Source organism: Bradyrhizobium sp. 31Argb (assembly GCF_043638955.1).
Taxonomy (GTDB): domain Bacteria; phylum Pseudomonadota; class Alphaproteobacteria; order Rhizobiales; family Xanthobacteraceae; genus Bradyrhizobium.
This window is the reverse complement of the sequence record NZ_JBEGDB010000117.1, coordinates 1-23,404: the sequence shown is the minus strand read 5'-3', so window position 1 is coordinate 23,404 and position 23,404 is coordinate 1. Positions and strand designations below refer to the sequence as shown.

Here is a 23,404-nt window from a genome sequence, read left to right as displayed (position 1 = left end):
CGGCCTTCCTCGTTCACTGACGAGGCAGTTCCTAAGCCGGTTGAGTTGTCGGCCGAAGCGGGCTGAGCTGCTGAAAAGCTGCTCACGATCCCGCGAAATCCGTGCTCACGATCCCCTGAAATCCGTGCTCACGATCCCGCGAAACATGCATAGGTCACCATGTGACCGGCATCCTCGACCAGATCTAGCACGGAACGGGGCAACGCCTCGTGTAGGCGGCGCGATTGGTCGGGCTCGATGAGCCGGTCACCCTTTCCATGCACGATCCTGACGGGACACCGGATGCCCTGATATTGAAGCGGCAATTGCGCGGCAACTGGAATAAGAAACGCGCTCTCCTCGGCAGCCGCCCTCAATTGTTTGGGCCGGAGGGACAACGAGATCGGAAATTCGTTCTTGAATTCCGGCGGAACGGCACGCGGCGCGAACAGCGTGCGAATAAGCTTCGGCATAATGGCCCACGATATGATCGGCGAGATGGTGTAGCGCATCAGATCGCCGAGCAGTGGCAGTGCCGGACCCGACATGAGCCAAAAGTCCATCCGAAAGGTCGGAAAGTAGTAGCCGGACGCGAGCACGAGCCCACTCACGGCATAGTCGCTTCGCAGCGCCAGCGCGATCGCCACCAGCGTACCCCAGGAATGGCCGAGCACCACGGGATTGCGCACCTCAAGCTGGTCAAGAGCCTTCGCGAACAAGAAAGCTTGCGTTGTAGCGGTCCAGATGCGCGTGCGGGGACGGTGGCTGTAGCCAAATCCTGGCCGGTCGAAGCAAACGACGCGGTAGTAGTGGGCCAGGCGGTCGACCAGACCGCTTAGGACGAGATCCTGAATCATGGTGCCATTCCCGTGGAACAGGACCACACAAGGCGCGGCGACATCGCCGCGTTCGATATAATGAAGGCGTACTCCGTCGCACTCGATGAAGGCGCCGATCGGCGGGTTCTTTCGCTCCGCTGCCACCTGAAACGCGATATTGCCGAGGATCAGAACGACAAGTCCGGCCAAGACTATCAGCAGGACGGTTTCAGTTGTGGACATCGGGTCAATCCTTAGATGGTCCGCGCTGGCGGGGCACTTCGAATCGGCGGAACAGCCGCGACCTGACGGCTTCGCTCCCGCCCGACGACTCACGGCCCATGCGCGCGACCACTAAGGGGTTCCGTGCCCCAAGAACGGATACGCAGCCATCTCCTTCGAATACTTCCGGAACATGTCGATCCGCCTGCTTGTAAATTCTGCAATGACGGCGAAAAATTCGAATGGTGACCTGATCGCTACAAGCCTCTGGCCGAATTCAAAAGCAAATTGCATGTTGGCTTCTGCCATTTCCAGAAGCTTCGCTTGATAAGCCTGCAGGTTTGCCGTCACTAAAGAAAGATCAAACCCTTCCCTTGGATTGTTGTCCCTCATCATCTGACGTAAGCCATCTTGTAAGGCAGCCACCCGATTCTCAACGATGGGAGCCTTTTGTTTTGAATCGTCATGAAGCTTGGGCGATTCGGTGGAGCCTGCGGCAACAGAGCGCAGAGGGTTGTCTTTCGGGCTTCTAACAATAGCCTGCTTGTTCCGTTGGGCCCGTGCGGCTTTTCTAGGGCCGCGGGCACGCTTTGACGCTATGGCTCGTTTACGGTTACTCATCTAACGCTCCAAGAGACTGGGTAGGTCGACCACAACGGTCATTTCTGAAGGACAACAGGCCCTGCGGTGTAGCGTTCCTAACGCGGGATTATGGGACTTTCCCGCATGAACTTAGATCAACGCCTAAGAGGCCGCCAACGAGGCGGCCTCATTCCTCCGGCTGGATGGCTGTAATCATGCGCGCCTCCTGCCATAGCTCTATGCGTCCACCCACTAACTGCTTCGCATGACGTTTGGCTGCCTCGTCGTCATCGCGGATGATCTCAACGTGATCCGGATGTGGTTGTCGTCCGCGGATCGCGTAGGCGTAACAGCTGGCTGTATGGGTTATGTGGGTGCCCTCAGTCCGGGCGACCGGAGCCACTCGTTTATGTGCGCGGCGGTTTCGGCCTGACGAGCTCTTCGGATAAGCCGTTCGCGCTGGACGCCGTGCGGAGTGCCTCGCGCCTCTTTTCGCAAGCGCTGAGCTTCGTCGATCAAGCGCTGATCTAGGGATGTGGTTTGTTTGAAACGGCGGCGCTGCTGCATGGCGGCTCCTCGGTTCGGGGAGGGCGGGAGCGCAACCGGCGTTCTCATCACCGATAAATGCCACAAGACCGTGCGGTGATGGCTGAGAGTGTACTCCTGCTTAAGCCTCGCGTACGTCCACAACTGCACACACGTCATATTAGGCCATTGCCCAATTCCAAACTATGCCACTACGGAACAACACGGTAAGAGGGGGGCGATCCGTCCGGTCGCTACCCGTCTGTCGCTGCATCGCCGATGAATGAGCCCTCAGGCCAGTACCCATAAGAGTATGAGTGAGATCGGCAACGCAGAACGTTTCTCGAATTTTGGGCCAGGAAGCACACAAAAGCGTCTGCTGTGGGTCAATCGCGCCGGTTTGCCTCGCAGCCCGAGACTTCCGGTCTACCCGCAACTGCGGACATGTCTCCGCGCTGCGCAAACTGTCGCGAAGGGCCAAAAGCTGACTTTAAGTGTTGGCGCTTTGCGCGGCGATGGGCTTTGCCGCCCGGGTCCGCGGGCCATGGTGCGCCGCGCATCCACAAGGGTGCCACCTATCCCGCACCTGCGGTTGAGCCGTAAATAGCCTCGGCCCAAGAGCCAATGGTGTGCACTTTCTCAAGCTCCAGATTTGTCGGATACCCTTTCACGTCAGACTCCAAGTCGTTGATCTTTGGAGCGATTACGTCAAGTCCGACTCGCGTATCAGGATCATTCAGCGCGCAGGCAAGAGCTTGATCGTCGCGCCATACCCACCTCCCATGTTCTACTCGCGCGTAGACTGCACCCGTCTTGTAACTGGCGAAATTGATAACTGGAATCCAGCGAACACACCGCCTCAAAAAATCGGTGTTACATTCAGGTGCAAAACTCTTTCCGCGGTACACTTCTTCTGGTCCCTTAGCGCGGATGTTTATCTTTCTGAACCTTTCAATATCCAACATGCTCTTAACATCGAGGATGGTCATTTCGCCATTCCAGCCAAATGCCACGGTTCGCGGAGGCTGGCCCTCGGGTACACTGTTATCGAGAAACTCGTAGTGAACGCGCTTTCCGACAGCCAGCGCCCAAGTAAAGAACAATTCAGGCATACCAGTAAACGCTTCGACATTGTGCGCTAGGAGGTCCTCAACGGCTTTATATCTACCGACCTTCAATCCTCGTTTCCAAGCTCGCTCGACGGTCATTTCTGGCGGTGTAATCAAGAAAAACATGTAAACTAAATTACCGAAGCGCGTCAGCAGCCTATTGGACCCTTTTCCCCCGTACTCAGGTACAAAACTGTCAAAGCGAAACCGGTCGATCAGTGAGTGCGAAATCTCCCCGCTGGCAGCCTTGGCCTTCATTCGACGGTCAAGCTTCTGATCGATGACCTCAAGCTCGTGACCTGTTAGCATTGCCGCGTATTTGTAAGCGCCACCGAGCGACGTGTAGTCCAGAAGAAATTTCCGCCAAATGTCCGGACTGATTAAGGCGAACTCTTCCCAACGAAAATTTAACTTGCGTGCAAGCGTTCGCTGTAAAGGACGCATCGTGCTTTTGCCTGACGCAGATGCACCCTTCACGTTCATGACGACCGGTTGTGGTTGCCATGGCAGTTGCCTGTAGCCCTCCCGTGAAATCGCTTCTTCAATGAATGGGGTGATTGCATCGCCAATAACTTCGCTGCCATATCCATTACAGACTAACGTGAGAGCAAGTTCGGCGAGCAGCGCCCTATCGCCTACGAGCCGATCATGTCGGTCCATGATTCCCGTTGCAATTCTGTGTAATGCATCGAAACAGACAGCAACCAACGGGTCGGTTGCCGCTTCTGCTTGTTTCCGCCATCCAAAAGCTATCGAACGGTCGCGCTCCACGGGATCATTCTCCGGAAAGCGGGTCCGGTGTTGTTGTTTGTCAGTGCCGAATAGGCGGCGGCGCCAATGGCTTGATCGCCGTTCACCCGACGATCTCGACTCTGCGAAGCTCTTTGCAATCTCGCGCTCGATGCTGACAGACGCCGCGTGTCTAAAGCGATCGAAACGTTCCGCCAATTCCGCTCTATGAGGGGCAATATACCGTTTGAGAATAGTTGAGGTTATCTCACGAAAGTTTCGACCCAAATCCTCGTAATCCCCGCCATCGGGGACAGAAATGGTGGTAGTCACGTGTATCAGCAGTTCATGTATAATCAATCGCTCGGCCCGAAATGCGACTAATTCAGTAGGCGGCAGGCTACAGTAGTCGCTTAATTCGTACGCTTTTGAAATGCTCGTCGAAACATTTTCGATTCTGAACATTGTCGACAGAGGAAGGTACTCTCGCGGTATTTCCGATACTAACCCTGGATGCCAAGAGCCATATTCGGCGGAGAGTGTTTCGATGGTCATCGCTGAAATGTTCTCGAATAGAAAACCCGTCTCGTGCCCCGCCGTCCCATGTCACCCTCTGGGCGGTCATATTACGTAAGTTACGGCAGCCTTGTCACGTCCCCTTTGGGTCACGAGCGTCGCCCTCTGCAATAGACGTCAGCTTGTCGATTTCCGCCGTGCCCCGTCAGCAACCGAAGATGCGTCGCGGTGGAATATGTCGCGAAGGGTCAATAACCTCTGTTGCCTCTCGGTCGCGGACTTTCCGGTCTGTTCCTGTGAACGGACTTCTAGCTATACCGCGTCAACGGCAGCGATGGGCTTGAAGCCGACCTCGACGCGAGGACTTGAATTACCTCCTTGTCATCAGTTGCAGACCGAGGGCGGAGGACTGAGTTATTGGGCCTCAGCGATCTTCGGTCCAGATGACAGCATCTGCGCGTTGGCTGCCGAGGGCCGGTTCGACGGCGATGCCGGGTCCGGCGATCGGAACGCGGTGTCGAGCGGCGCTCCCTGGGATGGTCGATGGGCAGCGGTTGCCGGAAGCACGATCACTTTCGCTCCGACTTTCACCCGCTCATAAAGGTCCACGACGTCCTCATTGGTCAGCCGGATACAGCCGGACGAAACCCGCTTCCCAATCGTATCGGGCTTGTTGGTGCCGTGAATTCTATATTCGGTCTCGCCCAGATACATCGCCCGAGCGCCGAGCGGGTTGCCGGGACCGCCTGCCATAAACCGCGGCAGATAAGGCTGACGCGAAATCATCTCTACAGGTGGACGCCAATCCGGCCATTCTGTTTTACGGGCCACAGTCTGCTCGCCGGACCACGAGAAACCTTCGCGGCCAACACCGATGCCGTAGCGCATTGCTTGCGTGTCGCTCAGAACGAAATACAGGAATGTGTTTTTGGTATCGATGATCACGGTGCCCGGCGTCTGGTGGCTGGCGTAGTCAACCACCTGCCGAACAAATGCTCCGGGACCGTCAGCAGCTTTTGGTGGTTCGACCAGAGGCGCCGGGGCCGAAATCGGAGCGGGAGCTGGCGCTGAGGCATAATTTGGAGTTGCTATGTAAACCAGAGTTGACGATGCCAGGGCTTGGCGTGCGGACGGCTTGCGTATCGGCTGCACGCTCGTCGGGCGAGACAGCAAGCTGTATCCCAATGCGGCGACGGCCACGGCGCCAACTGCAACTCTCGCGGCCCTTGGCAGTGCGAGCGTTTCTGCCTTTCCACGTTTGGCCCGCTTACTCATATCTTTCCTCCGGTCACCATGCCCGGAACAGGTACCCAGCAAAATTTAAGAAACTTCGAAGCGAATCGCCTATTGGGGCATTGCCCTGAGCCTGCTGTACAATCCGCATTTTCCCGCGCCGAAGGAAAACCTCACCGAAGGCCTCGCCGCGCTGCAAAAGGCCAGGGCACTCGGCGCCAAGAGCGAACGCGAACGCGACTATATCGACGCGATGCTGGCATTCTATTCGGGCGACGAAAAGACGACGTTTGGCCAGCGTGCGCAGGCCTATCTCAAGGCAACCGAAGCCGTCGCCACGCGCTATCCCAATGATGACGAGGCGCAGATCGCCTACGCCATCACGCTGAACGTCACGGCGCCACCAGAGTCACTAACGGACCGCGAAACCGATCGACGACACGTCCGCTTTCTTGCGAACATCTGACGTCATGCGGATATGAGATTTTATGGAAGAAGTCGGTCAATGGCCCATTTGCTAGCCTCAATCGCGCGCCTATTAAATAAGTGGCAGACCGCATTTTGAGAGGAAAGCTGCTGTTCCGTCGTAGTACGAAGGCGGACGAGTGGCGTCGATGACATCGCCCGCCAGGACGTAGATGACCATGCCCTGGCGGGCGCGCGTTAGCAGCACACGGTAGGCGTTGGCCAGGTAGATCTTGCGGTTGTCATCATTGACGTTCTGCCAGCGCGTCCCCGAAAACCGATAGCACTGCCATTTGCCATTGACTGAGCGAAAATCGGCGTCCCAGCAGACTCCCACCCAGTCGAGCTCAAGGCCCTGTATGTCGAACTCGGTCGCAGGGTCTTCCATATAATGGGACGAGCGAACGTCGTCTTTTCCGTTCAGGAACCAGGTTGGTGCATCAATCTTTTCGTGGACGTTGATCCCCTCTGGCTTAAGGCGCGATGCACCTGATGACGCCACCAGACCAATCCGTTCAGAGCCTCGCGCGCGATTGCGAAGCCACTGCTTTGCCTGAACTAGACTTCGCGTTACCGCGATCGGAAATGACGCCTTAATCGCCTGATAGATTTGCTCGGCCTCATCAGCCTCACCTGCGACCAATGCACCAACAAACTCCGACAACTTTTCGGCACGAAACGATCGAACCGAGACAGCAAGGTGGAGCGCCGACAAGGATTGCCTGTCGAGCCCCTCGAGCTCGGCCGCAAGATCCTGCCCCCAGTGATAGTCCCGGTGCGCCAGCTTCGTAGAAGTGTAGACTTTCCAGCCACGGAAACTGCGCTTGAGCGCCGAAAACCACTCGGTCAAGCCAGCCTCACCGGCGTTGATTTCCTGCCCTCCCCCAACCAGGCAAATGATGACGCACCAGCCGTCATGCCGATCCATCACGCTAACAAGGAATTCGGGCTCCGACATCTGAAAATCAGACTGGCCTCGTTTCTGGCCCATGAACTTCGCTAAGTGATTCTTATCCCAAGCGCGCTGTGCCTCGTCAAATACTGCTACCCGCTCAATGGGAGGCTCTGTGGTCGTCAGATTGCCGTCCCGAAAGTGCATGATGTTCTGAACAAAGCTGTTCACTTTCCGGGCGGCGTCGGCTTTCTTGGTCTTTTGACCCCGCTCTTTTAGCCTTCCATACTCGTCGCGGGCGAGCGCTTCGCGCAGCACCTCGACAAGCGGTCCATTGCCGGAAAGAAACACTGCGTGCTCTTCTTCGTGAGCCTTAGTTCGAAGGGTCACCAAATTGAGACCAGCCAACGTTTTTCCGGCACCAGGCACACCAGTCACGAAGCAAATTGACTTGTACTGGTGCGCCTTGGCGTCTTCAATAATCCCAGCGAGGCAGGCCGCTGTCTCGCTCAGATTCTTTGCCCCGGCGTCGGACCGAGTGATGTTTTCCACGCGGTGTCCTTGATAGAGCGCCTGCGCCGCTTCAATGATCGTAGGTGTCGGCCTGTATCCGGTTCGGGACCATTGTTCGCCATCAAGGCCACCCTGCCCCGGTGTTTGCCTGACAACCTCCGCGACGAATTTTCCGAGGTTGTTACCATTTGAGCCGATTGGGCCGGCCACCCCGTCTAATCCCCACGTCAACTTGAACGGAGACTCATCGGCCATCGTCGCAACAACGATCGGAACTATTCGGCGATCGTGGCTGCCGGCATGAAAGTTCTTGAGGTCGAGGGCGTAATCCATCACCTGATCGAAGGCCGCTGCATCGAATTGACGCGACCCCACCTTGAACTCGATGACGAAGACGACCCCCGCAGTAACCAGCACCACGTCAGCCCGCTTGCCCATACGAGGGATAGCAAATTCAAAGGCGATCCAACCGTTGAGGCCCCGGAGTTGGCGTCGAACGATATCGATCTGGCCTAGCCACGCGTTACGCTGCAGCGCATCCAATGCGAACGGGTTTCGCTTGGCGAGATGTCCCAGGATCGCTTCGGAGGCCTGATCGACAACGTCCGCGATCGGGCTAGAATAATACGCGGTAACTAGAGCGGTCTGAGCCCGTGCTTCTGCGTAATTCAACGGTTGATCCTATGTCCTTAGAGAATATCAATCTCGCAAAAATGGCCGAGATACTAGCCCAATCTTCCGATTATCGCGTTCTTCGCAAGCTTATCCCAAGAGATGAGTTTGCAATATGCAATGGGCAAGCTACGAGAACTGGCATTCTGCTCGACGTCGAGACTACTGGACTGAACACGGCGCGGGACGAAATCATCGAACTTGCCATGGTCAAGTTCACCTATCTGCCGGACGATAGAATAGCGGCCATTACGGAGGTCTTTTCTGCCTTCAACGAGCCGTCAATTCCGATACCGGAAGAGATTACCGAGCTCACGGGCATTACCGATGAGATGGTATCGGGCCATCGTATCGATCCCGATGTCGTTGCGTCCTTCGTCTCGGACGCAGTTCTGGTCATAGCCCACAATGCGAACCTCGACCGAAAGTTTGCGGAGCGATATTGGCCCCAGTTCGAGAGGAAGCCCTGGGCTTGTTCAGCGACGGAGGTCGAGTGGCGAAAGCACGGATTCCACGGGTCTCGCCTAGGTTATCTATTGGCCGGCGTTGGTCTCTTCCATCAGGCGCATCGAGCCATCGACGACTGTAGAGCATTGATAGAGATCCTATCGTCGGACGTCCCGAAACTGAATCGATCCGCCTTCGCACTCCTGCTTGAGCGAGCTCGCCGCAAGACTATTCGTATTTGGGCAGAACAATCTCCGTTTGAGCTGAAGGACACGCTCAAGAAGCGGGGCTATCGCTGGAGCGACGGCTGCGATGGAAGGCCGCGGTCTTGGCATATTGACGTGGACGAGGCCAGTCAAACAGCTGAGATCGAGTTCTTACGGAAGACAATTTATCTGCGAGATGTGGATCCGCGAATCCAGATGATGAGCGCGATGAATAGGTTTTCGAACAGGGTTTGATCTCGCTGTGCTGTCGTGGAAACTCGGCTAGGCGCTGACCGCCAGTGGCTTTTTTTGTATTTAATTCCGATTCCTTGCGTGCGAAGTAGGGTGGGATGCGCGAGTTCCCCCCACTGACAATTGGGGACTTCCGAATACCTAGCCCGCTGACACGCACCGGAAAATTTGATTGAATCGGGGCGCTCACCGCCCGCAGAGCGCCAACGTTTGTTTCGCTGCGCGGTCCGGCGTAACTAGCTCGAATCTGGGATCGTGCGGAACGGAGATCGAGTTGCAGATTCTGTAGGCGAAGGAGAAATAATCGCAGCTAAACGCGGGTCAGGCGCGACTAGGAAAATGGAAGGGAGCTCGTGACCTCCGCTGATCGCATAGCATCATTTGGTCCATTTCGCCTCTTTCCGGGGCAGATGCTGTTGATGGAGGATGAAAACCCGGTTCGTCTCGGCGGCCGGGCCTTGGAAATATTGATCGCGCTTACCGAGCGCTCCGGTGAACTGGTTAGCAAGAATGAATTGATGGACCGGGTCTGGCCTGACACGACGGTCGACGAAAATAGCCTTAAGTTTCATATCTGCTCCCTCAGAAGAGCGCTTGGTGACGGACAGCCAGGACGGCGCTATTTGGCCACTGTTCAGGGACGCGGCTATACCTTCGTAGCACCAGTCGAATTTTCCTCTGCAGTAAAGCCGATAACACCACCGAGCGCCGCGGTTGATCGCAAGCACAATCTGCCAAGTCTACATACGCGAGCGCTGGGCCGAGGCGATACCATCAGTGCGCTGCTGGATCGGTTTCCGCGACAACGGTTAATCACCATTGTAGGGGAAGGCGGCGTTGGCAAAACAACGGTTGCCCTCACCGTCGCAGAGGCAGTCATCGGGACGTATGAACACGGAATTTGGTTTGTTGATCTCGCACCGCTTAACGATGAGCATTTTGTTGCAGGTGCACTCGCTTCCGCACTGGGGCTTGAGACGCATTCAGAGAACCCGATCCCAGAGCTTGTCGCGCACCTGCGGATTAGACGGATGCTGATCGTGCTCGATACATGTGATCACGTGGTCGGAGCAGTAGCTGCATTGGCGGAGCAGATCTTGGCTGCCGCGCCGCAGGTGCATATCTTGGCGACCAGCCGGGAACCGCTGCGTGCGCAAGGCGAGCAATTGCACCGCTTACCGCCTCTCGGGGTTCCGCCCAATCCATCGAGGATAACAGCTTCGGACGCTCTTTCATTTCCGTCGATCCAATTGTTCGTCGAGCGAGCGGCAGCGATGCTTGAAGGTTTCGAGCTGGAAGAGGCTGAGGCGCCTGCCGTTGCCGAAATCTGTCGAAAGCTCGGAGGGCTGCCGCTTGCTATCGAGCTGGCTGCGAGTCGTGTTGAGGCCTTTGGTGTTCGACAACTGTCGTCGCTGCTAAGCAGTCAACTTAACCTCCTGAACTACGGTAAGCGTTCCGTGCGGCCACGACATCGAACGCTAACTTCTGCGCTTGACTGGAGTTACGAGTTTCTGCCCGAAGTCGAACGTGCACTGTTGCGCCGCCTGTCGGTCTTTCGCGGCGCCTTCACGTTGGAGTCTGCAAGCGCAGTGGCTTCGGTTGCAAATTCCGACGTGCCGAATGATCTGGCCAATTTGGTCGCGAAGTCGCTCGTGGCGGCAGACGTTGGTGGCGCTGTTGTGCAATATCGATTGTCGGACACGCTGCGCGTATACGCGGCGCAGAAGCTCGCCGAAAGTGACGAGCTCGAGCAATATGTACGCCGTCATGCCGAGCATCAGAGGGATTTATTCGAGCAAGCGGGGGCAGAATGGACATCGCAGCGGACTGACGAGTGGCTGGCCACGCATGCTCGTCACATCGACGATCTACGTGCGGCCCTGGACTGGGCTTTTTCGCCGAAAGGCGACGCGGCGGTCGGCGTGGCTCTTACCGTCTCCGCAGTGCCTATGTGGTTTCGATTGTCGCTGATAAGCGAGTGTCGCGGACGCGTCGAACAGGCACTCGCCGCTTTCCAGCCTAGATCGACCGAAGACGAACGCCGCAAGATGCAGCTATACGCCGCGCTGGATTGGTCGAGATTTTTTTTAACAGCATCTGTGCAGGATACTGGCTTCGCGTGGACCATTGCGCTCGAACTCGCCGAAAGGTTCGGTGATACCGACTATTCACTGCGTTCGCTCTGGGGTCTGTGGGCCGGACGCTTAAACAGCGGCGATTTCCCCGCGGCGCTCGAGCTTGCAAGCAAGTTTCGTAACCATGCCGCGACGGAGGCCGATCGCGCTGACCTGCCTGTCGGCGATCGAATGGTAGGCGCATCGTTACATTTCCTGGGGGACCAGATAGGTGCGCGGCAGCACATCGAGCCCATGCTCTCTCACTACATCACCCGTGATCACCACTCAGATATGGTCCGCTTTCAGTTCGAGCAAAGCACAACGGCAAATATCACGATGGCCCGAGTTCTCTGGCTGCAGGGATTCGCCGATCAAGCGATGCGTACGGTCAAGGATAGCATCGAACACGCATTGTCCATCGATCACACGCTTTCCCTATGCAACGCTCTCGCCCAATCCGCGTGCCCGGTCGCCTTTTTGGCCGGCGATTTGCCGGCTGCGGAAAGGTACACGACAATGCTCATCGACCGCGCCGATCGGCACGCAGTGGAGGTTTGGCTTATCTACGGCAAGTGTTTTAGAGGCCAGCTGCTCATCCAGCGCGCCGATGTAGACGCTGGATTGCGGCTTCTCGGCGCCGCTGTTGATGACCTTCGCAAGGCGGGCTTTGCCCAGTACCTCACTGCATTTCTCGTGGCCTTCGCGGAAGGCTTAGCTCGTAGCGGGCAAGTCGCACAAGGACTTGCTGCAATCGAAGAGGCTCTCACGCGATCCCAGCGGAATCAGGAGCGATGGTGTTTTGCCGAAATTCTGCGCGTCAAGGGCGAGCTCATTCTTCGGACCCGCCACCCTGCGGCTGCCACAGAGGCTGAGGGGCACTTCTTGCAGTCAATCGATTCAGCGCGCCGGCAGCAAACGCCGTCTTGGCAATTGCGCACGGCGATGAGTTTAGCTGAGTTGTGGCGTGGTCGGGACAAGCCTGCCGCGGCGGAACAGCTTCTATCATCGGTCTACAACAAATTCAGTGAAGGTTTCGCGACCAATGATCTAAAGAGAGCACGCGCACTGATCGATCAGTTACGCAACACTTAGCCTCGGACGGGAGAGCTAAGGTCGGCATCGGGTAAGAAGCCAACACTAGGTCTATCCAGAGCTCGATCGCTTTGCATCTGACCGCGGACCTTGGTACTTCCAGTGTCGGTCGGACACCGGTCAAAGTGATCAGCTGTTGAGCGAGCACCAACCCGAAGCCACTCGTGCTCATTTCTGCTTCAGTGGAGAGAAACTACTGCAGTCCCATCCATTTATTCGAACTGTAACGCTTCGGCGGGTCGAACGTGAGGTGACCGTCACTTGAGAGCCGAACAGTCTGGAACGGTGCGCTGCGGTCATGTCGCTTGGATTCATCCGTTCGCCAGATGCGGTTCGGGCTTCCGCCGTATCCATAACGGGAATCGGTACAGGTTTCAGCGAACGCAGGAGCAGCTAAACAAGCGACGCCAGCCGAATGGCTTCGTTCCAAGGGGGCAAGGGTCAGATTGGCATAGCGGCAAGCCATCGGATCGCCGAAGCGTGCTTATCCCTCTGATCTGCCGCCCTTCTCGTGCTGCCGCCGCGTGGTTTCGGCTTTGTTTGCGGCCGCAAGTTCCCGAGCGATGTATTCCGCAAGGTTGCCGATTTCGGCGTTGATGGCCCGTTCCGAGATGCCCTGGTCCCTTGCCATTTGGATGCAGCGCCGCGCCAGTTCCGCTACGTCTTGAGAGGCACCGCCCGCACCAATTCGATCGAAAGCGTGGATGCTATTCTCGATCCAAAAATCGATAAATTCGCGCACCTTGGTGCTCATTTGCGCCTTTCCCGCCGCATCAACAAAACCATCCTGCCTCAATGGGGTTGAAGAGTCGGGTGAAAAGCAAGCTCTAAGCGGCGCATGGGAACAATACTCGTCAACGCGGGCGAAGGCGTAAGCTGCCGCCTTATCGCTGAGCGGCAACGTGCGACAGCTCTCACGCGTTTATCGCAATGCGAGCCCGTGGTTTGCAAATGCCAGAGAAATGATGATCAGCAGGCTGGACGACCAGCCCCCTGCACGCCTCCAACTGCTTTGGGCAGCAATATTCGCAATTTGCGAAGTTTAGCTTAGGCCAAACGCAAGCTCCCACGCACTTGCGTGGACTCTGCTTCGGCTTGTCAACCATCACTGTCAACCATGTCAACTCTGTCAACCTAACTTTTCGAACCTCCAGCTACCGAGATGCCGGGATGCGAACTACTCGCGATACGCTAAGCTGCTGGAAGGACCCACAAGCAATCCGCCATAGAGGAGGCCGATGTCCGTCAACCGAGGGCCGGATCAACAACACATCCCAGAGACGTACATTCTGGGCGCTTCGCCCCGGAGACGCGTCTCTCGCGTTGGTCTATTCGCGCTTGGGACGCTGGTCGACCCTGAACGCGGTGCACGCGTTGGCATTTCCAATCCTTCTCTGTGCAAGCCCCCGAGTTTGGGGCTCGTTTTCTTGATAGCAATCGCCACGAGTTACTCGGAAAGCCTCTTCCTTTCTTCTTTCTGTGTTCTTCGTGGTGCTCGCCATTTTCACAGAATTGGACCCTCTCGGGCGATGGTCTGACGGTGCGCGTGAAATCCAGGCTCGCCATTCCGTCGAGATAATTTCCACCAGATTGGTGAGGCTCTTGCGGCCTCGCATCGGACGCTCGGTGACCTTGAGATGGAACAGCCGGCGGCCTTCATGCAAAGTGGTTTGGACGGTGGTCCGGCAGACGCCGGCAAGCGCGGCTATTTTGTCGATCGGCAAATCGCATACGCCGTGGTGCTTGATCTCGCCTGCGATGATGCAAAGAACAGCCCGCTGTCCTTCGGTATAACAATGCCGAAGCGTATCGGGCAGAGCGCTGGACCCACCGAGCCGCCGCCGTCGATCTCGCGAAGCTTGGCGATTGGGTGACCGCGGCCGTTGCCGCGGAACTAAACGAGAGGCTTTTAGTGGCTTCGGGGAAGCTGCAGGGGGCGCCGCCGGTTTCGTGGCTATCGAGCCCTGTTCATACGCCTGGACGATGGACTCATTCCATGGACGAGCTTTCAGCCGCTCAATGCTCGCGGCGAAATCAGGCGCGCGTGGGATATAGGAGGTCATTGCGCGCTGTCGGCCATCGTGGCCAGCGCGGCAGTGCGTTTACTGAACCTGCCGATGCGCCGCTGACCCACCTCGTGGGCCTTACGTTGCTCCCCGGCGATGCGCACGTATAGTCGGAGGCTCCCGCGTCCGATGTAGACCGAACGCTCCAGGGGCTTGAATCGGCTTTGCACGAAGCGCGACGTCGTCGCCGGCTTGTGCGACCGCTTTGCAGATAGCCCTTTCATTGCGACGCTCGAGGAACTGCGCAGTCACGAGCGTCAGAGCGTCGCGAGAACCGATAGCGCGCACATTCCGGGGAGAGCGATGAAGAGAAATTACCTAATACGGCGAGGCGACCCCGCTCCGTCGTATGCAATGATTCACTGTCTACTGCGGACATCAACCGCTCTCCTCGAGGACAACGGCTGGTAGCTTGAGCTAACTTGATGATTCAGGCTTGCTGTCTACCCCCTATTCTTCTTCCGAGGTTGACGTTTTTCTACACGTCCCAGGGCAGGCACGAATATAGATCCAAGCGCTTGTTTTTGCTTGCTAAACTCGCGCTGTCGCCCGCGAAGTTTAGCGCACTCTGGGTCATCGATTGCGAGGCCGCTGATTTTCATTTCGATAGCCCAAAATCGCTCATCTGCCATTTGGTATTGATGGAGCGCTGTTATGAGAGAACGGATCTTATGGGAGAGGGCCGCGCGATCCTCGTCATGTTCGCCTGTCGCGTATTCATAGACCCTATGAATGAACGTATGGAAGGGTGCTCCCTCAGTCGAGCTTGCGCTCCGCGGATGATATGAATCAAATAGATCAAAAGCTTCTCGAACGAATCTTGTTTTTGCGGTCCCTAAAAAGTGTTCATCATGATTCTGTCGTCCACCACGGTCGGCAGGCAGGGTCAACAGTACACTATCGATTCTACTCGCTATTTGCGCAGCGCCCTCAGCGAACCCTCCTCGACCGAGCCCTGCGACTGGGGGTAGCAATTCGAGGTCAAACGGTGGTTCCGATGAGCTCTGAAGGTGCAGCCGTGACCAGTCGTCGAGCGAAGCGAGTTCACCGCAGATATCTAGCAGTTTGCTGCGAAGTCGCTTCAGGTTAGCCTTGATTTCTTTGCTTCTTGGCGCGAGATGCGCGCGGTTCAGCAACGAGTTCAGATACTCGGCCAAACCTTCCACGGAAGCCCTGGCTAACGTCTCTGGATCCATTGAAAGCAGTTCACTCGAATCAAGGCCCGGCCGCTTTTTGGGACGATGCTTAAACGGTGCGAGCAGCGCGACAGCTTCCTCAAGCGCTCGCAGCGGCCCCCGCGCACACGCTGCATGCGCAGATGTTTCGAACGTCCACCGCTTTCTCACTTGCCTCTCCCGATGAACCCTGCGGTCAACCTCGGTTGACGAGCAGCCAGGTTGAGCGCCGGACAAATCGTCCGGATCGGCTTCAGTCCTGAGCATGGCAATAGAAACCGATTCGTGGATCACTGGAAAACGCTACCCTGGGGGAAACTCCTCGCACGGCGACCAGGCGATCGTTGAAATTGCCGACATTTTGGCGGCCGGCTTCCTGCGTGTTTTGGAGCGGAAGTCCAGTCAAATCTTGCACGGCAAAGCGAATTCTCCGCCCGACTGTAGGAGCCTGTCTGAGGGTGATGTCGCCGCCACGAACCAGGACTTCGCTCCATGAAAGAGACCGTTTTGTCGCAACTGGCGGCCCTGAAAGGCGCCCCCATTACCGCTTTGAAAACCCGTTGGCGAGAGCTCTTTGACACCGAGCCCCCCGCCTACAACCGCCGATTCCTGGAGAACCGGCTAGCCTATCGGATCCAGGAGTTGGCCTATGGCGGGTTGAGCCGGGAGACCCAGGAGCGGCTGAAGGCGATGGCCAAGCAGTACGCAGACCAAAAGCCGGCGGATCGCAAGGCTCGGCCGATCCTGCGCCCTGTTGCCGGCACCAAGTTGATACGGGAGTGGGAAGGCGTGGAGCACTGCGTCACCGTCAGGCACGACGATTTCGAATACCTTGGCCGTCCCTATAAGTCACTGTCTTCGGTGGCACGGCAGATCACCGGGACAAAATGGAATGGCTGGGTCTTCTTCGGCCTGAAGAGTTCATAGGACCGGAAATGACCTCCCGTAGCCGGCCAAAGAAGGCCGACAAAGGCTTCGCCAGTCCTTTCGAGAACGGCTCTTCGGCCCGCATCCCGGCAGTCAGGAAGCTCCGGTGCGCCATCTATACACGCAAGTCCAGCGAGGAAGGCCTCGACATGGATTTCAACTCGCTGGATGCGCAGCGGGAATCTTGCGAGGCCTACGTTGTCAGCCAGAGAGCCGAAGGCTGGTCTCCGGTCTCAGATCGCTACGATGACGGGGGTTTTTCAGGGGGCACACTGGAACGGCCGGCATTGAAGCGGCTTCTGGCTGACGTCAAAGCCGGCAAGATCGACGTGATCGTCGTCTATAAAATTGATCGGCTTTCCCGCTCGATGCTCGACTTTCTCAATCTCGTCGAGCTGTTCGAGCGCCACGGCGTTACCTTCGTTTCCGTCACCCAGTCTTTCAACACCAAAGATGCCATGGGACGCATGGCCCTCAACATCCTGGTGACCTTCGCGCAGTTTGAGCGTGAGCTGATTGGCGAGCGCATCCGCGACAAGGTCGCAGCCTCGCGCAAGCGCGGCAAATGGATGGGCGGCTGGACTCCGCTCGGCTATGAGGTTCGTGAGCGCAAGCTGATCATCCACGAACGGGACGCGGAACGCGTCAGGGCGATCTTTCGGCGGTTCGTCCAGCTGAAGTCCGCGACCCGGTTGGCACGTGAGCTGGTCGCCGCCGGCGAGACGAACCGCTATGGGCACCTCCTGGATAAGGGCGTGCTCTACAAGATGCTCAACAATCGCGTCTATATCGGCGACGCCGTCCACAAGGGAACGTCCTACCCCGGCGAACATGAGCCCATCATCGACCGTAAGCTCTGGGACCAGGTCCACGCCATTCTGAAGGAAAGCCCGCGCAAGCGAGCAAACAACACCCGCGCGCAAACTCCGGCGCTCTTGAAAGGCCTGCTTTTTGGTCCCGACGGCGCCGCCATGTCCCCGACCCACACCCGGAAATCGGGGCGGCTGTACCGGTATTATATTAGCCAGAGTGCGATGAAGCGGGGGAGATCCGACTGTCCCGTCCCGCTTGCGCCGGCCGCCGAACTCGAGCGCATCGTCATGGACCAGGTTCGCGGGCTTCTCAAGATGCCCGAAATCATCGTCCAGACCTGGCGCGCAGCTCGCAAGCAGCGCAAGGACATCAGCGAAACTGAAGTGCGCAACGCCCTTCTCGGGTTTGACGAGCTTTGGGACGAGCTATTTCCGGCAGAACAGGCCCGCATTGTCGAGCTGCTCGTCAACCGCGTCGATCTCGGCCCAGAGCGGCTTGACATCACCCTGAACATTTTAGGGCTGACCTCCCTGGCCGCGGAGCTGGGGACGCAACCGACCTTTCAAGAAGCCGCCGAATGAACCGACCGACCACTATCACCCTTGGGCCGCTTGGAAGGCCGAAACTGAGCCGCGACGGCCGGACGATGGTCGTCAGCATCCCGATTTCATTCCGTCGCCAGGGCGGCCGCAAGCGCGTCGTCACCCCGGCAGCGGCGCCGACCTGGTCGCCTCCGCCACCCCGGGTTGACAATACGCTTGTGAAGGCTCTGGTGCGCGCGCATCGATGGCGCAACATGCTCGAGTCAAATCTATTTGCCTCGGTGCGCGAGCTAGCCAAAGCAGAGAAGATCAACGAGTCTTATCTCTGCCGGGTGCTACGGCTAACACTGCTATCGCCCACGCTCACTGAAGCTATCCTGAATGGCTCACAGCCAGAAGGGCTGGACCTCGCGCAGCTGCTGAAGTCCATCCCTATCGAGTGGCGCGAGCAAGAAGCGATGTTTCGCACATAGGCTTAGGCCCCGCGTGCTGCCGGGGTGCTCGGTCCCGGTTCGCCCATCGAATGTTGGAAGGGCCATCCCACCGGCCCGCAGTCCAATCGCTAGATATAACGTGCATAGTCAGAACTATTTGTTCGGTCGGTCGCATATTATGAACTTCGCCGCCCGCCCTCGCAGCACGAATGGGAATGGCCAGCTTCTGGTTCATTTGGGTTTGAATTCCAATTCACCTTGGTCAGCGCCAAGACTTCAGCCGCTATCTGCGCGATGGTGCTGTCGTGACCCTTATAAGGACATAAGAGCAGTGGCCGCGGATCGTAAAGTCCGGGATACGTGCCGTAATAGGGGATGCTGCCGTTTGTGTAGAGCAAACCCTTGCCGTCCAACTCGACGAAGGTGCCACGCATCACGGGATAATTGCCATCACGCAGCACTTTGACCGAATACGACTCTTGAACCCAAACCAGATCCCGCAGCTCGGCTCCGGCTTCTTCGATCGCTGCCAAAATGCCTTCGGCTTCCTTGTCGCGAAACCGCGAAGTCTTGAGAACGATGACACGCGCGGGAAAGTTTTGATGATGCTTTTTGTAAGCAGCAAGCGCCCCAGAAATCAATTCGTGCGCATCCTCCTTCGTCATGTAGGATGCCGTTCCCGGCTCTCCTCGGCACGCTTTTTCTTCAAGATAAAGCCGCGCCCATGTTCATCGAACATTTGCGTCGCGCTGGTGACGAGCTGTTAGCCTCCCACTTCGCGGTAGAAGCTGACGCGAATATAACAGGCGGTGAACTCGCCCTGCGTGGATGTCTTCCGCCACGGGATGCGCCCCGTACCCTTATAGTAAAGCGCCGTCATGAAGTCGCCGCCCCACCTGAACAGGCCGGGCGAGACGAGCGACGCGCACCATTCAGGAGATCCAGAGCTGCGGACTTAAGCTACCTCTGTCCGGACTCTAGGCATTATCTTCTGCAAAAAATTTTGATATATAATAGGACACTGTCATCGTACTTTTGGATGACCGCGCCTAAGGATACGCGGCTCAACGAACGGACCCTTGGACACGACGAAATGCCTCATCTTGTTCAAGCGCCGCGCTACGCCGGTCGCCAAGGTCGATCAGCGCGTCGAGAAGCCTTAAGAGGCCGCGTGCACGGTTAACTTCGAGGGGGTAATTCGCTTCTGCGAGGCGCTGGATGATTGCCGCGAGCCGCGCAGGCAGTGATGTCCCGACCCAACTGCCTTTTGCGTATTCGATAGAGTCCAATGCCGCCCCGGACTGATCGATAAACGCATCAAGGGCGTATGATGCCCCGGCTTTCTCGCACAGGGTCAGGTAGTTTTGCATGACGAAGGTTGACCAGCCGGTCGCTTTCATGAGCTTCGTGACGAGCGGGATGATGACCGCTATCTCACTCCAATCGCCGTTGACGAACCGCGCTGCGCCCGGACATTCGGCTTCGACGTTCACAAACAGGAGCGCCTTGATGAGAATCGGCATGTCATAGCCGTGCACTTCCCCCGCACGGTAACCGTTCGGGCTGAACGTTCTGTCGTCGATCACGCGCTGCACACAGTCGTGGAGGACAGGCAGTGCATTGGCGGGGACGTCTTTGGCATCCAAGACATGCCGTCTGACAGTGCTGTCCGCGAACTCTGCAAGCACGCGCAACGCCTCTTCGTCGTCCTGCGAGAACGGCTTAAGAAAGTGCTCGCGAATCCATTGCAGATCGAAAAACGGTAAGACGCGGGCGAACATGGTGCCTAAGGCGTGGTCCCATTCGAACAAATTCGTTTGTTTGTCGCGGCGCTTCTTATCGTCCCACGATGGCATCAGCCGGTCGGCCGTCCAGCGCGCAAGATCGACGAGGAGCGGTCCGATTTTCACGCGGTAAACATCTGACCGGCACCACTCTTCAAGCGGAAAGTGCGCGAAGAGCTTGGCGGCATATTGCCCGTCAAACGAACGCTTTGGGTCGGTCCAATAATCCCCTTCACGTCTGTTGCGCTTCGGTGCCTTCACCCATGCCGGCGGTAACGGCTCGAAGCCCGTCTCGGCTTCAACACCAAGGGCATTCAACGCTTTCGCCACAGCTGCCTTGCGTGCGTCGCGATCTTCCGTGTCATCGCGCTCAAAGGTCGTTTCGTTCTGAATGGGATCGATGTAATGCGCGAGGTCGAACGCGAAGTGCGCCGCTACCCACTTCACATGCGGGTCCGGGTCCAAAAAGAGGGCTTGGAAAGCCATGAGCTGCACATCTTCGTTCGTATGGCTCGCAAGCTCAATGAGGCTGGCTGACGCCTCCGAACGGGGCGCGGTACTCTTGCGGTCGTGGAATAGCGCGGAAATAAGATGAAAGGACGGATGCCACGGAATCTTCGACCCCCCATAATCCCCGGGCTCGCGCATCTTCAGAACGCGGTCCATCACATTCCACGCCCATGGCCGATCCGCCGAATCTTTATCGGCATATCGGATAACGCACGCGGCGATAGCGGAGACGCCGCTTTGGACCGCGTGGGGCCCGACATCGGCGCGCTCATCGAAGAGGTCATTGCGGTCGTGCTTCTTGGCGTATTCGATTGCCTTATCTAACGACCAGCCCTCGGCAGGCTTGCCTTCATTCAAGGATTTCATGGCCCAATTCAGCACACGCGTTTGGCCCAAGGACTCTGAGGCCTTGGCGGCCTTCTGTTGCGTGGCTTCGGGCAGCGGTTTCGGCGGCTCATAGCCGATGGCGACTTGATCGCCTTGCATCTCGTAGCGCCGATAATTCTCGATATCGCCAAGGCCGGACCAAAGCTAGGCCTTCTCCTTCAATTGCTGCGCCAGCTTCGGGTATTCGCGTTCTTCTTCGAGCTCGAACGGTAGGTTTGCCGGGAACGCCGCCAGCGCCTTCTTGAAGCGATCCCGCAGGCTCGTGTCGCTGCTGATGGCAAAATGCATCGCCAGTTCACGCACATCGTGTTTGCGGTATTCGCGGCTTTCGAGGAACGCTTTCGCCTTCGCTTTTTCACCCGTCAATTTCGTGAGGAAACCGAACCCGAAAAGGTCGACATCCTTCTGCGGCTCTTGAATGAGCCGCGCCATATCATGCTCCCACAAGCGCTGGCACGTGACGATGGGCAGCGTCGTTTCAGAAACCTCGAACGTCTCGATGGCAAGACGCAGGCAAAGGCCCAGCGTGGCATAGCACTCGCTGCCTTCGAGGATTTCCTTGATCACGTCGCTGGTGGAGCGGCCTTTCTCGATCTCCTTGAAGGCCCAATAGGCGAGCGACAGATAGGCACACTGGAGCAATTCGGAGCCCAGCATACCAAGGCCCCAGCCGAAGACGTGCCAGTCACCCCAGAACTCCTGCTTGCCCCACGGGAAGTCCAGGACGATAGGAATCGGAGTGCCGTGTTCGCGGCGGCCGAGTTTATGGATTTGACGCCAGCCGGTGGTCGCGTGGTTCGTAAGTTTCTTGATGAAGCGAAGGCCAACGGCGGGACTCTTCGCGAGCAGGCTGGCGAACGGTTCGTGCAGCGCCGATGAAGGGTGGAAATAATGATTGTGGGCGTCGAGGCCGACGTCATCCAATCGGAACTCGGACATGCTCGTCGGAAAGTGGACCGACGACAACGCCATCTGTTGATCGCGCGTGCGCTTCTCCTCCGGAATTGCCCCGATCTCTTCGCGCCACTTTGCGTGTTCAGCTTCTTCGCGTCGGAGCCGGTCACACTCGTCCTGCGGCAATTCTTGCAAGAGCTTGGCTTCAGCGACCTTTTCAACCGCCTCCGGCGCAACTTCCGCCATGACCGGCGTAAAGCCCATCAGATCGTCGAATGCGGGCCGCAGCATGTGCTCATTGTTGGCGGCGCGTTCAAAAAGCGCGACCGCGAACTCGGGATAACTTCGGGCCGATCGGAGAAGCATGTTACGCAACCCGGTGGCGAGACTCTTCTGCGCTTCGTGGCCGAGGACGTCCCATTTGCCGCGCGGGCGCGCATAGCCCTCGGCGTAGATTTTCGCTTCGAGATCGACGAGCCACGAACTGCACGTCGCCAGAATGTCCTTCGAGCGTTTGTTCTTAATGTCCGATAGCGCGTTCTGCCAAACCCCTAAAACCTCGAGCGCTTGCGGGACAAGACGCGGTGGGAGCCTGTCATAACGCGTGATGATCCAGTCAATAAGGCGTCCCCATGCTTCACCGTCCGAAGGCCATCCAAGTAGATCGGCCAAGCGAATGGAGTCCATGCCTTCAATCTTGATCGCCCCTTGCATGATGATGGGGCTCGGCACGGTGTGCTGCGCCTGAAACCACACGAACAGCTTTTCGCACAAAGCGAAGTTCTCGGCCTCGACACGCTGCGTGAACTCGTCGATGGCCTTCTCGAATGTGTTCGTGAAGGGTGGCGCCGTGAGCCATTCGCGCTTCCACTGGGCGCGCAAAGAAGAGCTTTCCAGCTGGGCCAATCCGGCGGTCCAACGTCCGGGTTCGGTGAGCGCGTCTTGAGCCAGCAAACCCACCACGCGACCAAGCAATGGCGGTTCGCCGGCGGCGGAAAGCGCCGAAGGCCATGTGTCGCCGAGCTCGATGAGCAGCCGGAAGAAGACCCACTCAAAGAAGATGTCGTGCGTGAATGAAACCATCGCGCCTGCGCGCGCAAGACGAATGATGTTATCTGCCTCCAACGCAGTCAGTTGAGCGACGGTCTCCGGCTTGAGATTGCGGACCAAGATCTCCTTGCCGAGATTACGCACGCCTTTTTCAGCAAGGTCGATGAGCGCGCGCTGGCGTTGCGGCACCGTTTCGGCCATGGCGTCATGTCCGGCGCGCAGCCACCACGCGTTGATCAGATCGGCTTCGGTTTTCGGTTCGGCGTCTTGCGGAATGGCTTTGGCAAGCACGGACGCAAAAAACGGACGACGCGCGATCTGCTCCACGGCTTGGCTGGGACTGAACAGAAGGCGGCGCAGATTGGGCTTCGATTTAGCTAGTGGTTCATCACAGTGATTTTGACGTTTTGATACCGAGCCATTCGAGGATCGGCAAGTTTTCGGGTGGCAGGA

At 57.5% G+C, this 23,404-nt stretch carries 18 protein-coding genes and 1 pseudogene; 6 read left to right on the top strand and 13 right to left on the bottom strand.

Annotation, left to right across the window (positions count from 1 at the left end):
* Positions 1 to 128: 128 nt before the first annotated feature.
* The 4 genes from AAFX91_RS22250 to AAFX91_RS22235 form a co-directional block, all read right to left on the bottom strand.
* A complete protein-coding gene (locus AAFX91_RS22250; RefSeq protein ID WP_394567904.1) occupies positions 129 to 1,040 on the bottom strand; it encodes an alpha/beta fold hydrolase in 912 nt (303 codons plus the stop codon).
* Positions 1,041 to 1,151: 111 nt separating this feature from the next.
* Positions 1,152 to 1,640 (bottom strand): phasin family protein, encoded by a 489-nt coding sequence (locus AAFX91_RS22245; protein ID WP_130577393.1) that lies wholly within the window; start codon positions 1,638 to 1,640, stop codon positions 1,152 to 1,154.
* 1,061 nt (positions 1,641 to 2,701) lie between these two features.
* On the bottom strand, positions 2,702 to 4,519 hold the full coding sequence (locus AAFX91_RS22240; RefSeq protein WP_394567902.1) for a hypothetical protein: 1,818 nt from the start codon (positions 4,517 to 4,519) through the stop codon (positions 2,702 to 2,704).
* 375 nt (positions 4,520 to 4,894) lie between these two features.
* Complete coding sequence (locus AAFX91_RS22235) at positions 4,895 to 5,755, bottom strand: L,D-transpeptidase (protein WP_394567901.1); 861 nt, start codon at positions 5,753 to 5,755, stop codon at positions 4,895 to 4,897.
* Between the two features lie 211 nt (positions 5,756 to 5,966).
* Here AAFX91_RS22235 and AAFX91_RS22230 point away from each other — a divergent pair, with 211 nt between their 5' ends.
* Complete coding sequence (locus tag AAFX91_RS22230) at positions 5,967 to 6,179, top strand: hypothetical protein (protein WP_245475708.1); 213 nt, start codon at positions 5,967 to 5,969, stop codon at positions 6,177 to 6,179.
* A 72-nt stretch (positions 6,180 to 6,251) separates the two neighbouring features.
* On the opposite strand, the gene AAFX91_RS22225 is transcribed toward AAFX91_RS22230, so the two are convergent.
* Positions 6,252 to 8,255, bottom strand: coding sequence for a DUF2075 domain-containing protein (locus tag AAFX91_RS22225; RefSeq protein WP_394567899.1), 2,004 nt, complete (start codon positions 8,253 to 8,255; stop codon positions 6,252 to 6,254).
* Positions 8,256 to 8,266: 11 nt separating this feature from the next.
* Between AAFX91_RS22225 and AAFX91_RS22220 the strand changes: the two genes are divergently transcribed.
* On the top strand, positions 8,267 to 9,163 hold the full coding sequence (locus AAFX91_RS22220; protein ID WP_130580915.1) for a 3'-5' exonuclease: 897 nt from the start codon (positions 8,267 to 8,269) through the stop codon (positions 9,161 to 9,163).
* 350 nt (positions 9,164 to 9,513) lie between these two features.
* Complete coding sequence (locus AAFX91_RS22215) at positions 9,514 to 12,369, top strand: ATP-binding protein (protein WP_394567898.1); 2,856 nt, start codon at positions 9,514 to 9,516, stop codon at positions 12,367 to 12,369.
* Between the two features lie 210 nt (positions 12,370 to 12,579).
* Here the strand turns inward: AAFX91_RS22215 and AAFX91_RS22210 are convergent.
* From AAFX91_RS22210 to AAFX91_RS22190, 5 genes and pseudogenes are all read right to left on the bottom strand, one after another.
* Positions 12,580 to 12,708: pseudogene (locus tag AAFX91_RS22210) on the bottom strand (RlpA-like double-psi beta-barrel domain-containing protein); the annotation flags it as partial.
* Positions 12,709 to 12,853: 145 nt separating this feature from the next.
* Positions 12,854 to 13,123 carry a DUF768 domain-containing protein gene (locus tag AAFX91_RS22205; protein ID WP_028169241.1) on the bottom strand — a complete coding sequence of 90 codons (270 nt, stop codon included), beginning with the start codon at positions 13,121 to 13,123 and terminating at the stop codon, positions 12,854 to 12,856.
* A 574-nt stretch (positions 13,124 to 13,697) separates the two neighbouring features.
* On the bottom strand, positions 13,698 to 14,432 hold the full coding sequence (locus tag AAFX91_RS22200) for a hypothetical protein (RefSeq protein ID WP_130580918.1): 735 nt from the start codon (positions 14,430 to 14,432) through the stop codon (positions 13,698 to 13,700).
* Positions 14,429 to 14,659, bottom strand: a complete 231-nt coding sequence (locus AAFX91_RS22195; protein ID WP_130580919.1) for a hypothetical protein — start codon at positions 14,657 to 14,659, stop codon at positions 14,429 to 14,431. Before AAFX91_RS22195 ends, AAFX91_RS22200 begins: the two co-directional genes overlap by 4 nt.
* 219 nt (positions 14,660 to 14,878) lie before the next feature.
* Complete coding sequence (locus tag AAFX91_RS22190) at positions 14,879 to 15,781, bottom strand: hypothetical protein (RefSeq protein WP_394567897.1); 903 nt, start codon at positions 15,779 to 15,781, stop codon at positions 14,879 to 14,881.
* A 321-nt stretch (positions 15,782 to 16,102) separates the two neighbouring features.
* Between AAFX91_RS22190 and AAFX91_RS22185 the strand changes: the two genes are divergently transcribed.
* Genes AAFX91_RS22185 through AAFX91_RS22175 form a run of 3 tightly spaced genes read left to right on the top strand, consistent with a single transcriptional unit; the run spans position 16,103 to position 18,365 of the window.
* Positions 16,103 to 16,537, top strand: coding sequence for a DUF2924 domain-containing protein (locus tag AAFX91_RS22185; protein WP_130580921.1), 435 nt, complete (start codon positions 16,103 to 16,105; stop codon positions 16,535 to 16,537).
* A gap of 8 nt (positions 16,538 to 16,545) precedes the next feature.
* Complete coding sequence (locus tag AAFX91_RS22180; protein WP_130580922.1) at positions 16,546 to 17,931, top strand: recombinase family protein; 1,386 nt, start codon at positions 16,546 to 16,548, stop codon at positions 17,929 to 17,931.
* Positions 17,928 to 18,365, top strand: a complete 438-nt coding sequence (locus AAFX91_RS22175; RefSeq protein ID WP_130580923.1) for a hypothetical protein — start codon at positions 17,928 to 17,930, stop codon at positions 18,363 to 18,365. The genes AAFX91_RS22180 and AAFX91_RS22175 overlap by 4 nt, the downstream gene beginning before the upstream one ends.
* A gap of 137 nt (positions 18,366 to 18,502) precedes the next feature.
* Here AAFX91_RS22175 and AAFX91_RS22170 read toward each other — a convergent pair whose 3' ends face one another.
* The 3 genes from AAFX91_RS22170 to AAFX91_RS22160 all read right to left on the bottom strand — a co-directional run.
* Entirely contained in the window at positions 18,503 to 18,991 is a 489-nt protein-coding gene (locus AAFX91_RS22170) for a hypothetical protein (protein ID WP_245476433.1), read from the bottom strand.
* A gap of 399 nt (positions 18,992 to 19,390) precedes the next feature.
* Positions 19,391 to 21,106, bottom strand: a complete 1,716-nt coding sequence (locus AAFX91_RS22165; protein WP_394567895.1) for a hypothetical protein — start codon at positions 21,104 to 21,106, stop codon at positions 19,391 to 19,393.
* Positions 21,107 to 21,151: 45 nt separating this feature from the next.
* Positions 21,152 to 23,404, bottom strand: a 2,253-nt coding sequence (locus AAFX91_RS22160) for a hypothetical protein (protein WP_394567894.1), incomplete at its 5' end; no start/stop codon positions are given.

Excerpts from the sequence above, each read along its gene's own strand:
- AAFX91_RS22250 (WP_394567904.1), bottom strand. The coding sequence starts at position 1,040 with ATGTCCACAACTGAAACCGTCCTGCTGATAGTCTTGGCCGGACTTGTC.
- AAFX91_RS22245 (WP_130577393.1), bottom strand. The coding sequence starts at position 1,640 with ATGAGTAACCGTAAACGAGCCATAGCGTCAAAGCGTGCCCGCGGCCCT.
- AAFX91_RS22240 (WP_394567902.1), bottom strand. The coding sequence starts at position 4,519 with ATGACCATCGAAACACTCTCCGCCGAATATGGCTCTTGGCATCCAGGG.
- AAFX91_RS22235 (WP_394567901.1), bottom strand. The coding sequence starts at position 5,755 with ATGAGTAAGCGGGCCAAACGTGGAAAGGCAGAAACGCTCGCACTGCCA.
- AAFX91_RS22230 (WP_245475708.1), top strand. The coding sequence starts at position 5,967 with ATGCTGGCATTCTATTCGGGCGACGAAAAGACGACGTTTGGCCAGCGT.
- AAFX91_RS22220 (WP_130580915.1), top strand. The coding sequence starts at position 8,267 with ATGTCCTTAGAGAATATCAATCTCGCAAAAATGGCCGAGATACTAGCC.
- AAFX91_RS22205 (WP_028169241.1), bottom strand. The coding sequence starts at position 13,123 with ATGAGCACCAAGGTGCGCGAATTTATCGATTTTTGGATCGAGAATAGC.
- AAFX91_RS22200 (WP_130580918.1), bottom strand. The coding sequence starts at position 14,432 with ATGACCTCCTATATCCCACGCGCGCCTGATTTCGCCGCGAGCATTGAG.
- AAFX91_RS22195 (WP_130580919.1), bottom strand. The coding sequence starts at position 14,659 with ATGAAAGGGCTATCTGCAAAGCGGTCGCACAAGCCGGCGACGACGTCG.
- AAFX91_RS22185 (WP_130580921.1), top strand. The coding sequence starts at position 16,103 with ATGAAAGAGACCGTTTTGTCGCAACTGGCGGCCCTGAAAGGCGCCCCC.
- AAFX91_RS22180 (WP_130580922.1), top strand. The coding sequence starts at position 16,546 with ATGACCTCCCGTAGCCGGCCAAAGAAGGCCGACAAAGGCTTCGCCAGT.
- AAFX91_RS22175 (WP_130580923.1), top strand. The coding sequence starts at position 17,928 with ATGAACCGACCGACCACTATCACCCTTGGGCCGCTTGGAAGGCCGAAA.
- AAFX91_RS22170 (WP_245476433.1), bottom strand. The coding sequence starts at position 18,991 with ATGACGAAGGAGGATGCGCACGAATTGATTTCTGGGGCGCTTGCTGCT.
- AAFX91_RS22165 (WP_394567895.1), bottom strand. The coding sequence starts at position 21,106 with ATGCAAGGCGATCAAGTCGCCATCGGCTATGAGCCGCCGAAACCGCTG.